Raw genomic sequence first — 12685 nt, 5'->3', positions numbered from 1 at the left:
AGAAATATTTGAGTATTCTTCCAGATTTATTAACGAATGAATAGATTGATATTATTTTAGGTAAATTTCAATAATTAACCATAAAGCCCTTTGAAATACAAGATTTTCAGAGAGTGGTTTTGACAAAGTAAAGGGAATACAGCTTTTCTTTCAAGACATGGTAAATGATGGTGTAATTTTTATGAAACAGCTAAGAACACTCTTGATTTTAGTCATGAGATGAATCGACTTCAGTTGTTGCCTAACTTTTGTTAGGTAAACAACGTTACTATTGGATTATGCTAATGCACATGTCACATAGATAACGAGGTGTTATCCATGTCAGAAATTTATCACGGTAGAGGCTATGTTTATTCCATTCAGGATTCTATTGTCCGGTGTGTTTAAGTATAGGCATAAGCTTGTTGTACGCTCAGATAGGACCAAGACCTATAAAGGTTGCAAGAAAAATTGCTAGGTGATAGTATGTTGTTACAATACTAGATGTGAAGAAATTTTATCGGAGGACAATAAAAATGCTAAAAGAACAAGATATTCAACAATACCTCAATGAGAAAGAGAGTACATTTAAGGAGAATGCCTCTATTATTGGTATTATCCTTCCTAGTAAATTTACATATGCTCTCGGTCCGGTTGCAACTGCTCTTTCAGTGCAATATTACGCAATGAATTTTAACGATAGCGGTATTGCTATTATCGGTTTAAATAATGTAACGGGCAAATTGGAAAATGAAGCATTCCTTTTCGTACCAAAGGAAGAAGTAACGAGTGTTAAATTCAACAAAAAATTAATGTCTTATGAATTAGAAATTAGTACATCAAAAGGAACATTGGCTTTTAAAGTGAATAAAATAATGGTTGGTGCTTCATGGCATAAAGAAAATCTAGCAACAATTTTAAAGAGTTTATAAGTTTTTCAAAAAATCATATCTATGCGTACGAAGCTGTTAGTTTTAGAGTTGACTGCTTAATAAGACATTATTTAGTTGTGAATGATGTCTTTTTAATGTTATTTATAGTTACACCAAGGCTCATCAAGTACGACTTTCAAAGAAAAAGTATTCACTCACAGAGTATTCCAAAATCATAAAAAAACCGTTTCAAGAAACGGTAAAGTAGCGTCCTCGATGAGATTCGAACTCACGACCTACCGCTTAGGAGGCGATTGCTCTATCCAACTGAGCTACGAGGACATCCCTCAAGATTATACCATTATAAAAAAAGAAAGTTAGATAATATTTCACAATTCTTTCACAATATTACCATTGTATCTTCACATTGCTTGCGTATATTATAGCTGTCTTAGCAAGAAGACAAAAAGAAATAGAATGATTTCTTTTCCCTCCCAGAAATAGATAAAAGGAAAAGTGCTTGTTTCAGCAAGCTCTTTTTCTTTGTTCTTTTTTGGTATAATGAAATACGAGGAGGGGTGATGGATGAAAACAATTGATATAAAAGTTGAACAAGGTATTTTGCGTGGTGAACAAAAGGGAAGCCAAATGATTTTTAAGGGCATTCCTTATGCGAAACCGCCAATTCAAGATAACCGTTTCAAGTCACCTCAAGCGATGTCCCATTGGATTGGTGTGCGCGATGCATTGGAATTTGGACCGATTTGCCCGCAAATGGATTTAAAGAAATTGGAAATCTATGGGAAAGAATTTTATGCTGGCGAACAACCAAAACAATCAGAAGATTGTTTGTATTTAAATATCTGGGCACCAACGGATTATCAAGGTAAAAAATACCCGGTTGTTTTGTGGATTCATGGTGGTTCTTTTGACCACGGTTATGGTTTTGAGTTGCCGATGGATGGTAAAAATTATGCCATTCGAGAAGTTATTTTAGTAACCATGAACTATCGAGTCGGTGCTTTTGGTTTTATGGCTAGTCCTGAGCTAACAAGAGATGATCCATTGCATTCAATTTCCAACTTAGGCTTGTTGGATATGATTTCAGCATTGCGTTGGGTAAGAAGAAACATTGATGCCTTTGGTGGGGATTCAGATCGAATTACATTAATGGGACAAAGTGCTGGTGCAATTGCTTGTCAGATATTATTAGCTTCGCCTTTAACAAGAGGCATGGTTTCATCTGTGATTTTACAATCAGGAGCCGGCATTAATGATGGTATGAAACGTCTTCAAACCAAGCAGGAAGCTTATAAGACCGGCAAGAAAATGATGGATCTTTTAAAAGTTCATAATTTAAAGGAACTCCGTAAAGTATCAACACAAAAAATCTTAGCCACTTATGAAAAATTGTATGGGGAAGATAATGAACTTGTTTTTTTACCAACCTTGGATCATTTAGTGATTGAAAAAGAGTTGGATGAGGCATTCACAAAACAAGAAATTATGAATGTGCCAATTTTAATCGGTATGACCGATGATGATTTAGGGGTGAAAGAAGGAAAAGGAGCGAAATCTTCTTTCTTATACGAAGGTATTTTGAACCTTGTAGAAACAAGAAAAGATCAAGAACCTGTATATATGTATATCTTTAAGAAGAAGTTACCGGGAGATGAAGTTGGTGCTTTCCATTCGAGTGAATTATGGTTTACTTTTGGAACATTAGAAAAATGTTGGCGTCCTTTTGATCGAAGAGATTATCGTTTACGGGATGTGATTTTGGATCAATGGACCAACTTTATTAAGAAAGGTAATCCGGAAGGAGGTTGGAAGGCTTATCGACAGGATGAACCATTTATCCGCGTGATTGTTTAGGACCAAAGAGTCCTTTTTATGTTGGTGAACTAAAAGAAAAGCTAACCCATAGGATTAGCTAAAATACACAAATTCATCTCTAGGCGGATTGTAGAATTGAACGCGTTCTGCTTTTAAAATCAATGTCTTTTGACCTTGATCTAATTCTAAACCGGTTAGTTGCCCTTCAACTTCAATCCAATCGCCTAAATTCATTTCATCAATGCGAACACCAGTTACAGTTAAACCACATAAATTCGTATCATTTTCACAACAGACCATAGCTTGTCGACCAAAGATAAAGGATTGTTTATAACCAGGTAATTCTTGAGCAAACTTGCCACGAAGAATAATGGATTTTCCCTCATAGTCATCCGGATGTTCCGAAGCATCCATATACCATAAACCATAATCATCGTCTTTGATGTCTAATAAGGGTGCCTTCTTATCAAAAGGAAGAGTTCCTTCTTTTAAAGTGGCTGGTTGACCAAACTCAGCTTCATAATAAATAGTCGCTCTTGGATTGATAGCTTTGATATTACCTCGTAACACAGCGGCTTTCGTGTCTTCTCGACATCGATTGCAAATCACCACATCAGAGAAACGAAGTTGTTCAAATAAGACGGAACGCATTGCATTGATGTATAACTCAAAAGTTTGTGCATCCACAGTTGTCAATAATTGAACAATTAACCATTCATTTGGAAGATGAGCAATCAAAGGTTCTAGTGATTGCATGCCATTACACTCAATGAACACTTGGTTTGGTTGATAATCCTGTTGAAGAAAAGCGGCTAACTCGGCACTCATCTCATCATGTTTTTCTAAGGTAACCAAATCAATTCCGCGTTCTTTGAGGAAGTCTTCTTCATAGTCAACCTCACCTTGTTCAAAGCGAATGAGCAAAGTATGAGCCACCCCCTCCATAAAATTACTATCTTGAAACGTATCCTTGATTAAAGTAGTTTTCCCGGAATCTAGGAAACCGGAGAACAAATAAACCGGAACAGACATTAGTGAACCTTAAAGATTTCTTTCATCTTTTCCACGTCAACATTGGTACCAATCACTGTAACTAAACCAGTGTAAGCAGGCTTTCCTTCACGAATATCTGTAGAACCCGGTACATAATCAAAGAAGAACCAATTTCCTTTATGATCTTGTACAATACCTTTGGCTCTAAGGATTGTTTCCGGTAATCGAGCTAGGACTTCATCTAATTCAGACTTGGAATAACGCTGGATGGTTTCAATTCCAATGGTATCGAAAACTTCATCCGCATCTAAGCCATTATGGTGATGATGGTGTTGTTCTTCCTTAGCGCCAATATGAATACGATTGCCTTCACTTAGACCTTCATTAGCTTTTTCAATCGCTTCTTGTTTTTCATTGTGTTCATGATGGTGACAACATTCATGTTCGTGTTCGTGTTCATGATGACAACCGCATTCATGGTCATGGTTGTGCTTATGTTCATGATGATGTTCTTCTAGCCAAAATTGGTTAAAAGATACAGGCGTTTTTGAATGAATCATGGCATCGTATAAGTCCTCTCCGGAAATATCGGACCAGGGGGTTGTGACAACACGAACATCCTTATTCAATTCATGAATCATATTTAAGACGGCTTCTAATTTTTCTTGTTCAATTTCTTGTGTACGAGATAGGATTACACAATTTGCGTTTTGAATCTGATCATTAAAGAATTCACCAAAATTCTTGTGGTACATCAAAGCTCTATCAGCATCAACCACAGTGCTTTGAGTATGAACTTCTAAGTCCTCCACCGAAGCTACTAAACTAAGAATATCGGATAACTTGCCAACACCGGATGGTTCAATTAGAAGAACATCAGGATGGTATTCTTCAACAACTTTCATTAAAGCTAAACGGAAGTCTCCTTGTAAAGTACAACAGATACAACCACTATTAATCTCATTAACAACGATACCTGCTTCTTTTAAGAAGGAGCCGTCAATGCCAATTTCACCAAACTCATTTTCAATTAAAACGACTTTTTTATCTTTGTATACTTCCGCTAATAATTTTTGAATTAACGTGGTTTTTCCGGCGCCTAGAAAGCCGGAAATTAAATCTACTTTTATCATGCTAACCTCTTTTCTGGTTAGATTATAGAACAAAAAAAGAAAAATCATTCAAAATTAGCCCTAAAAACAAAACACTGGAAAGAATTTTAAATAGTAATTAGAAAAAGAAAGGACTACTAATCTAATAAATTCATGCATGCAGTCAAGTATTTATTCCAGACATTACATTTTAAGTATCAAGCCAATAAAAAACCTGCTCAATAGCAGGTTCATTGAATGCACCGAACAAGACTTGAACTTGCATGAGTTTCCTCATACGCCCCTCAAGCGTACGTGTCTACCATTCCACCACCGGTGCAGTATAATCATTATAACAAGCTCTTCTTAAATTGAAAATGAAAAGTAGTGCTACACTTGTATTTCAAGCTAAATACGACTAAAATTATAAGGCTTTTATTATAAGGAAGAGGGGTAAACGGATGGATTATAAAAAGATTATTAACATCGCAGTCATTGCACACGTTGATGCCGGTAAATCAACACTTGTGGATGCGTTCTTACACCAAAGTCATGTCTTCCGTGACAATGAAGAAGTTGCGGATTTAATCATGGACTCCAATGATTTGGAACGTGAAAGAGGAATTACCATTTATTCTAAGAACTGCTCCGTTACCTACAAAGACTACAAAATCAATATTGTTGATACACCGGGTCATGCTGATTTCTCTTCCGAAGTAGAACGTATCATTAAAACTGTTGATACTGTTATTTTATTGGTGGATTCAGCAGAAGGACCAATGCCACAAACCCGCTTTGTTTTGCAAAAGAGCTTAGAATGTGGTTTAAAGCCCATTTTATTAATCAATAAATTAGATAAAGCTGAGGCTAGAGTAGATGAAGTGATTGATGAAGTATATGATTTGTTCTTGGAGTTGGATGCTAGTGATGATCAATTGGATTTCCCAATTCTATACGGTATTGCTCGTGAAGGTATTGTTCGCTATGAAAAGCAAGATACCAATACAGACATCGTTCCTTTATTTGAAACCATCATTCACCACACGCAAGCCTATCCAAACTTAATGGAAGAACCTCTTCAAATGCAGGTATCAGCTTTAGCTTATGATGATTACATTGGTCGACTGGGTATTGGTCGTGTTTATAAAGGGACATTGAAGGCTTCATCACCGGTAACTATCGTTAATGCGAATGGAACAGTAAAGAATGGCAAAACCAATCAAATCTTTGTTTACAAAGGACTAAGTCGTGTTGTTCAGGACGAAATTCAATGTGGTGAAATTTGCATGATTTCCGGTATTCCGGACATCAATATTGGGGATACATTATGTCCAATTGGCGCACCGGATCCAATGCCGGAATTAAAGATTGAAGAACCCACCTTGTCGATGAATTTTATGGTCAATGACTCTCCATTTGCCGGGCAAGAAGGCAAGTTTGTGACATCACGTAACATCCGTGAACGCTTAGAAAAAGAATTGGAAGTCAATGTTGGTTTACGTGTGGAAGATACGGACTCAACGGATACCTTCAAGGTTTCAGGGCGTGGTGAATTACATTTAACCATTCTTCTTGAACAAATGCGTCGTGAAGGATATGAAATTGCGGTTTCTCGTCCGGAAGTTATTTTAAAGAAAGAAGATGGGCATACGCTAGAACCGATTGAAGAAGTCGTGATTGATGTGCCTACAGAATATTCGGGTTCTGTTATTTCGAGCTTGAACTTGCGAAAGGGACTTATGCAGAATATGGAAGATATTGGTACTTATACCCGCATCACCTATTCAGTACCAACGCGTGGTTTAATTGGTTTCCGTTCTGATTTTATTAATATGACCCATGGGGAAGGAACGTTGGTACAACGTCTTTCGGGATATGAAGCCTACAAGGGCGAAATTCCACAACGTGAAAATGGGGCTTTGATTTCCACCGACACAGGTGGAGCGATGACCTATGCTCTATGGAACATCCAAGAAAGAGGGCAGTTATTCATTGGTGCTCAAACACCGGTGTATGAAGGAATGATTATTGGTGTATCGGCCAAGAATATGGATATGGGTGTGAATCCATTGAAGAATAAGAAGATGACAGCTGTTCGTTCAACCGGTAATGATGAAGCGATGAAGCTTGTTCCACCACGTCAATTAACACTTGAAACAGCGATTGAATTTATCAATGATGATGAATTGGTTGAAATTACACCTGAAAATATTCGTATCCGTAAGAAATGGTTGACGGAGATTGACCGTCGCCGTCATGCGCGCGATATTGGTCGTATCGAAAGAGAAGAAAAATAACAATATTCTAAAAGCTCCGATGGGAGCTTTTTTCATAATCGTGATAAAATTAGATTGGTTCTATAAAAGGGAGATTGTTCAATGACAGCTTTAGAAAGATTTATTCGTTATATTACTATTCCCAGCACATCCAATCCTAAAAATGAAGGAGTAACACCTTCTTCGGATATTCAATGGGATATGGCACGTCAATTAGAAAAGGATTTAAAGGAAATTGGTTTAAGTCATATTCGTGTTGAAGAGCGTTGTTATGTTTATGCGGAATTAGAAGCAAATATAGACAAAAAAGTGCCAAGTGTGGGTTTTATTGCTCACATGGATACCGCCGCTGATTTTAATGGTCATAATATTCAACCAAGAGTGATTGAAAACTATGATGGTGGTGTCATTGTGTTAAATGAAAAACGTAGTTTGTTACCAAAGGATTATCCAGCTTTAACAAGAAAAGTTGGTAAGACATTAGTGGTAACGGATGGTCATTCTTTGCTGGGTGCTGATGATAAAGCAGGTGTAACTGCCATTATGGAAGCGATGAAATATCTGGTGGAACATCCGGAAATCAAGCATGGTAAGATTTGTGTTGGCTTTACACCAGATGAAGAAATTGGTAATGGACCAAAGTACTTTGATGTTAAAAACTTTGGTGCTGATTTTGCCTATACGATTGATGGTGGCGAAATTCAAGAATTAGAAGATGAAAACTTCAATGCGACTAGTGCCACGGTTAAGATTAGTGGTAATTCCATTCATCCCGGTAGTGCTAAAAATCGGATGATTAATGCCGCGAAACAAGCTTGTGTTTTTCAAACGATGATACCAGATGCTTTAAGTCCTGAACACACGGAATTAAGAGAAGGATTTATCCACTTAATTGAAGTGAAAGGAAACACTGTTGCAGCAAGTCTCGAATACATCTTACGAGATCATGATTTCGATAAATTGCAAGCACAAAAAGAACTATTAAAGTCGGCTTCCAACTTGCTTAATAAACAAGTTGGACAAGAAATTTGTTCAGTAGAATTTGTGGATACATATCGCAATATGAAAGCGGTACTGGATAAGCGGCCGGAAGTGGTTGATGTTGCTGAAAAAGCAATGAAAAAATTAGGTATCCCTGTTGTGCGTACAGCCGTTCGTGGCGGTACAGATGGAGCTCAATTGAGTTTCATGGGCTTACCTTGTCCAAATCTTGGAGCCGGGGGAGCGAATTTCCATGGACCTTATGAATACTTAGTTTTAGATGAAATGTTAGAAGCAATTGAAGTGATGATTCAAATTGTGAAAGAGGTGGTAGAACTATGATTGGTACCTGCACTTTAAAGCCATCTTTAGATTATTATTTAGAGTTTGAAAAGGAAATTGAACAGGGTAAAACAAACCGCTCCGGTTTGGAATATTACGAAGCTGGTGGAAAGGGGGTCAATGTGTCGATTGTTTTGAATAATCTACATATTCCCAGCCGTGCTTTTGGATTTTTAGGTGGTTTTACGAAAGATTTCTATATTTCTTTATTACAAAAATACGAACTCATTCGACCTTCTTTTGTTTATACAGAAGGGATGACTCGTATTAATGTGAAAGCTCATGCTCCAACGCATACCAATTACAATGCGGCAGGTCCTTATATTACACATGAGGATATGAAAAAACTGGCAGAAAAGGTTTTTTCTCTTTATGAGGGAGATTATTTTGTGCTGGCCGGTTCAACTCCTGATTATTTAGTAAAAGATGTGATTGGTATTTTACGCAATGGTGCTGAGGATGGAGTGGAGCTTGTCTTGGATGATTGTGATGTGACCGTTTTAAATGAAGCTTTAGTACTCAAGCCATTTCTAGTGAAATTCAATTTAGAAGATTACCGAGAAGAAGTGGGAAAACAAGTTAGTCGTCATGAATTATTGGCGTATGGTAAGTCTTTATTAGGCAAAGGGGCTCGTCATGTGATCATCTTAGAAAGTAAAACGAATGCGTTTTATATGAGCGAAGAGGGTTACTTTGAGGCACCCTTAAGTGATGGCGATCAACAGGTCAACACGGTTGGTGTGGGTGATTCTATTGTGGCCGGCTTTTTAATGAATTACCAGCGTTCTTATAATGGCATGGAAAGCTTTCGTTTTGCGGCAAGCTGCGGGTCAGCAACGGCTTATTCTAAAGGTTTAGCAACGATGGAACGTATCAATCAACAATTTGAAAGTATCGAAGTAAAGAGGTTAGAAGATGAAAAAGAGTAGTTTGGTTATTTTGTTAGCCGTCTGTTTAAGTGCTTGTTCAATGAATAAAGGCTATCAAGAGCCGAAGGTAGATACACCTTTGAAGATAGAATCCTCAGTTTCTTTAAAAGGAGATAATTTAGATGCAAAGGCTTATGCGAAATTACCGGGGAAATTAGGCTCTTTTCAAAAGGTAAGTTTTCAACAAGCTTTGAAATTCATACAAGATAAAGGAACAGGCATGTTTTATTTTGGTAAAGTGGATAGTCTTTATGAGCAAGCAATTCTTCCCGAGTTAAATGAAGCAATGAAAAGAAGTAATGTGAGTGTGTATTACATTAGTACCAATGAAGAAGTAAAGGAAAAGGATTATCAAGAAATGGTAAAGCTTTTGGCTTCTTCTCTAAAGAAAGATAAGAAAGGAAATCTTATTTTCTTAACACCTTTTGTGGTTTCTGTGAAACAGGGAAAAGTTGTGGATAGTCAAATTTCTTTGAAGAATAATCAAATAATTAAGGACGAAAAAGATACTTTGAGTAATGATGTGAAAAAGGAAATGCAAAATCGTTATTTAGAAATGTTTAAAAAGATTGCGTCTTAGTGGAAGGAGATAAAACACATGAAGAGAAGTATTGCGGTTTTATTGACGATGGTACTATTAGTAGGTTGTTCCAATCCATATCAAGAGCCAAAGATGGACCAAAAGATTGTGGTTGCTTATAAACTGGAATTGAAGTCTAATAAAGCGGATATGAGTGGCTATAAATGGATTCGTGGTAAGACAGCTGATTTTAGAGAGGTTAGTACACAAGAAGCCTTGCGTTTAATCAATGAGAAAGGAACGGGTATTTTGTACTTTGGTTATACAGATTGCCAATTCTGTGCTCGGGCTGTTCCGGAATTGAATGAAGCGATGAAGAGAACGGGAGTGTCGGTTTATTATGTAGATACCACAAAGGCTAATGAGCTGGATATCAATGCCTTATTAGCAAAATTCGCGGCAATTTTGAGTGAAACAGGGGATAACACAGATGGCTTTTATGTACCATTGGTGGTCGCAATACGGGATGGAATCCCTGTTGCGGAGCATACCACTTTGTTGAAAAATTATGAGATAAAAGATGAAAAAGCACAGATGAGTGAGGAACAAAAGAAAGAACTTCAAAATATTTATATTAATATTTTTCAAAAAATTGCGAAAAAATAGATAGTATAAATAATTGTTAAAAGGAAGAAGTCGATGAGTCTTCGTTAAATTAAGTCATTCATTTAAGAGTAACTTTTCCCTTTTACTGTAGTTATTTCTAATTTGATGATGAGGCTTTATCACTTTGAAATCATGGATGATGCTGATTGTTGTCGTAAAAGATTTAGTTGGGATAATCATTTTTTATGGGTGATTTTTAGTTATATAATGAAAATATGGAAAATATAGTGTACCGGAATGGTGATGGAGAAATTCAAATCCAACTAGAATCCATTGAAGATAGTGGCTGGTTTCGTCGGGAACGATGCTACTCTTTTTCCATTCTTCACCAAGGTATCTATGTAGGCTATGTGGATTATCGAAGCGGTCCTTATGAAATTATGTATTATGCGGGGAATATTGGCTATCGCATCAATTTTCAGCACCGCGGTCATCACTATGCCTTAAAGGCAACCCGTCTTTTACTTGAATTTTTAATGGAATATGAACTAGCGTGCTCTGTTTTCATTACCTGTAGTCCAGATAATATTCCTTCTCGTAAAACCATTGAAAAATTATCAGCTCGTTTCTTAGAAGAAGTGGATGTTCCTAGAAAGCACTGGCTATACAAACGTGGTGAAAAAAGAAAGCTAATTTATGAAATAAATTTGGTATAATAAGTTGCGTATATGCATCGTTTATTGAAGTTTCTTTCATCCAAGTTAATGTGGATTGGTCCTTTGATTCTAATCCAACTCTACCTATATCTTTCCTTCTTTGTGACGGGAAGTTTTCTCTATGGTTCTTTTGAAAGAATTTTCCGCATCAGCGCCTTAGCTTTTGCAATTTATATCATTAATCGACCAAGTGATGCTCATTATAAGATTGCTTGGTTATTAGTGCTGTTATCTTTTCCGGTAACTGGTGTAGCTATTTTCTTGTTGGCAGGGAATCGTCGTGTACCGCGTAAATTAGCTCGTGGGACGGTTAAAGCCAATCGAGCCATGAACGATTTACTTAAGCAAGATGAAAAAGTAGTTGAACAATTAAAAATTCATTATCCCGAAGAAGAACCTTTATTCCGTTTTGGACGTGATTATAGTGATTTTCCGGTTTATGAAAACACAAAAGCAACTTATTTTCCAAGTGGAGAAGTTTGGGTAAAATCCTTTTTAGAGGATTTAAAGTCGGCGAAACACTTTATCTTTTTAGAATATTACATTGTGATTGATGGTTATCTATGGGATCAGGTTGTTGCTATTTTACAAGAAAAAGTAAAAGCAGGTGTGGAAGTTAAAATTATCATGGATGACTTTGGTAGTGCTGTTTTACCGATGAGCTATGATAAGAAATTGCGTGACATCGGTATTGAAATTTATCGTTTTAATCCATTGCGACCAGCTTTATCCATTAAAATGAACAATCGTGATCATCGTAAGATTGCGGTTGTGGATAATCGTATTGCCTATACTGGCGGGGTAAACATTGCGGATGAGTACATTAATCACATTCGTCGCTTTGGCTATTGGAAAGATTCAGCCATTCGTTTAGAAGGTAAAGCGGTTTGGTCTTTTACCTGTATGTTCCTAGGCTTATGGACATACTTAAAGAAAGATAAAAATCATTTATGCTATGAAAAATATTGTTTAAAGTATGAGATAGAAAATGATGGTTTTTTCCAACCTTTTGCGGATAGTCCTACTGATGAGCAAAACCTAGGCTTGGATATACATATCAATCTCATTAACCGTGCGAAAAAGTATATTTACATTGATTCAGCTTATTTAGTGATTACAGATACCATTCGTGATTTATTGATACTAGCGGCGAAAAGGGGTGTGGATGTTCGCATTTTAACTCCCCATATTCCTGATAAAGCCTGGGTATTCCAGATCACACGAGGAAATTATGAAGCCTTAGTAAAAGCGGGGATTAAAATTTATGAATTCACACCAGGATTTAATCATGCGAAGAATATTGTTGTAGACGATTTGATAGGTTTAGTTGGAACCATCAATACCGATTATCGAAGCTATTTCTTGCACTTTGAAAATGGGGTGTTGTTTGTACATCGACCAACAGCGATAGAAATGCGAAAGAATTTTGAAGAAGCCATTGCGCAATCAGAACTCATGACAAAGGAAACATGTGAAGCAAAGGCGATTGTGCGTCTTTTCCGTGATATTTTGAATTTATTTGTACCAATGGTTTAGGAGATAGG

At 36.8% G+C, this 12685-nt stretch carries 11 protein-coding genes and 2 tRNA genes; 9 read left to right on the top strand and 4 right to left on the bottom strand.

Going from position 1 to position 12685, the window contains the following annotated elements:
• The first annotated feature begins 515 nt into the window (after positions 1-515).
• Positions 516-911: a hypothetical protein gene (locus JOS54_RS06385; RefSeq protein ID WP_203244768.1), complete on the top strand. Its 396-nt coding sequence runs from the start codon at positions 516-518 to the stop codon at positions 909-911.
• 208 nt (positions 912-1119) lie between these two features.
• Here JOS54_RS06385 and JOS54_RS06380 read toward each other — a convergent pair.
• A tRNA-Arg gene (locus JOS54_RS06380) sits at positions 1120-1193 on the bottom strand.
• A 243-nt stretch (positions 1194-1436) separates the two neighbouring features.
• Here JOS54_RS06380 and JOS54_RS06375 point away from each other — a divergent pair.
• The gene (locus JOS54_RS06375; protein ID WP_203244767.1) at positions 1437-2726 is read left to right on the top strand and encodes a carboxylesterase/lipase family protein; all 1290 of its coding nucleotides are present in this window, start codon (positions 1437-1439) and stop codon (positions 2724-2726) included.
• A gap of 54 nt (positions 2727-2780) precedes the next feature.
• Here the strand turns inward: JOS54_RS06375 and JOS54_RS06370 are convergent, their stop codons facing one another.
• The 3 genes from JOS54_RS06370 to JOS54_RS06360 all read right to left on the bottom strand — a co-directional run bounded on the left by JOS54_RS06370 (position 2781) and on the right by JOS54_RS06360 (position 5111).
• Complete coding sequence (locus tag JOS54_RS06370) at positions 2781-3719, bottom strand: GTP-binding protein (protein WP_203244766.1); 939 nt, start codon at positions 3717-3719, stop codon at positions 2781-2783.
• Entirely contained in the window at positions 3719-4813 is a 1095-nt protein-coding gene (locus JOS54_RS06365; protein ID WP_203244765.1) for a GTP-binding protein, read from the bottom strand. Before JOS54_RS06365 ends, JOS54_RS06370 begins: the two co-directional genes overlap by 1 nt.
• 217 nt (positions 4814-5030) lie before the next feature.
• Positions 5031-5111: transfer RNA gene (locus JOS54_RS06360), tRNA-Leu, on the bottom strand.
• Between the two features lie 121 nt (positions 5112-5232).
• Here JOS54_RS06360 and typA point away from each other — a divergent pair.
• The 7 genes from typA to cls all read left to right on the top strand — a co-directional run bounded on the left by typA (position 5233) and on the right by cls (position 12677).
• Positions 5233-7068, top strand: a complete 1836-nt coding sequence (gene typA / locus JOS54_RS06355) for a translational GTPase TypA (protein ID WP_203244764.1) — start codon at positions 5233-5235, stop codon at positions 7066-7068.
• Positions 7069-7149: 81 nt separating this feature from the next.
• Positions 7150-8370, top strand: a complete 1221-nt coding sequence (gene pepT, locus JOS54_RS06350) for a peptidase T (protein WP_203244763.1) — start codon at positions 7150-7152, stop codon at positions 8368-8370.
• Entirely contained in the window at positions 8367-9299 is a 933-nt protein-coding gene (locus tag JOS54_RS06345) for a 1-phosphofructokinase family hexose kinase (protein ID WP_203244762.1), read from the top strand. The genes pepT and JOS54_RS06345 overlap by 4 nt, the downstream gene beginning before the upstream one ends.
• Positions 9286-9879 (top strand): hypothetical protein, encoded by a 594-nt coding sequence (locus JOS54_RS06340; RefSeq protein WP_203244761.1) that lies wholly within the window; start codon positions 9286-9288, stop codon positions 9877-9879. Before JOS54_RS06345 ends, JOS54_RS06340 begins: the two co-directional genes overlap by 14 nt.
• A gap of 18 nt (positions 9880-9897) precedes the next feature.
• Positions 9898-10485: a hypothetical protein gene (locus JOS54_RS06335; RefSeq protein WP_203244760.1), complete on the top strand. Its 588-nt coding sequence runs from the start codon at positions 9898-9900 to the stop codon at positions 10483-10485.
• Positions 10486-10700: 215 nt separating this feature from the next.
• Positions 10701-11141, top strand: coding sequence for a GNAT family N-acetyltransferase (locus JOS54_RS06330; RefSeq protein WP_203244759.1), 441 nt, complete (start codon positions 10701-10703; stop codon positions 11139-11141).
• Positions 11142-11153: 12 nt separating this feature from the next.
• Positions 11154-12677, top strand: coding sequence for a cardiolipin synthase (cls, locus tag JOS54_RS06325; RefSeq protein ID WP_238928339.1), 1524 nt, complete (start codon positions 11154-11156; stop codon positions 12675-12677).
• Positions 12678-12685: the final 8 nt, after the last annotated feature.

Source organism: Bulleidia sp. zg-1006, assembly GCF_016812035.1.
Taxonomy (GTDB): Bacteria; Bacillota_I; Bacilli_A; order Erysipelotrichales; family Erysipelotrichaceae; genus Bulleidia.
This window is presented reverse-complemented; position numbering and strand designations above follow the sequence as displayed.

Excerpts from the sequence above, each read along its gene's own strand:
- JOS54_RS06385 (WP_203244768.1), top strand. The coding sequence starts at position 516 with ATGCTAAAAGAACAAGATATTCAACAATACCTCAATGAGAAAGAGAGT.
- JOS54_RS06375 (WP_203244767.1), top strand. The coding sequence starts at position 1,437 with ATGAAAACAATTGATATAAAAGTTGAACAAGGTATTTTGCGTGGTGAA.
- JOS54_RS06370 (WP_203244766.1), bottom strand. The coding sequence starts at position 3,719 with ATGTCTGTTCCGGTTTATTTGTTCTCCGGTTTCCTAGATTCCGGGAAA.
- JOS54_RS06365 (WP_203244765.1), bottom strand. The coding sequence starts at position 4,813 with ATGATAAAAGTAGATTTAATTTCCGGCTTTCTAGGCGCCGGAAAAACC.
- typA (WP_203244764.1), top strand. The coding sequence starts at position 5,233 with ATGGATTATAAAAAGATTATTAACATCGCAGTCATTGCACACGTTGAT.
- pepT (WP_203244763.1), top strand. The coding sequence starts at position 7,150 with ATGACAGCTTTAGAAAGATTTATTCGTTATATTACTATTCCCAGCACA.
- JOS54_RS06345 (WP_203244762.1), top strand. The coding sequence starts at position 8,367 with ATGATTGGTACCTGCACTTTAAAGCCATCTTTAGATTATTATTTAGAG.
- JOS54_RS06340 (WP_203244761.1), top strand. The coding sequence starts at position 9,286 with ATGAAAAAGAGTAGTTTGGTTATTTTGTTAGCCGTCTGTTTAAGTGCT.
- JOS54_RS06335 (WP_203244760.1), top strand. The coding sequence starts at position 9,898 with ATGAAGAGAAGTATTGCGGTTTTATTGACGATGGTACTATTAGTAGGT.
- JOS54_RS06330 (WP_203244759.1), top strand. The coding sequence starts at position 10,701 with ATGGAAAATATAGTGTACCGGAATGGTGATGGAGAAATTCAAATCCAA.
- cls (WP_238928339.1), top strand. The coding sequence starts at position 11,154 with ATGCATCGTTTATTGAAGTTTCTTTCATCCAAGTTAATGTGGATTGGT.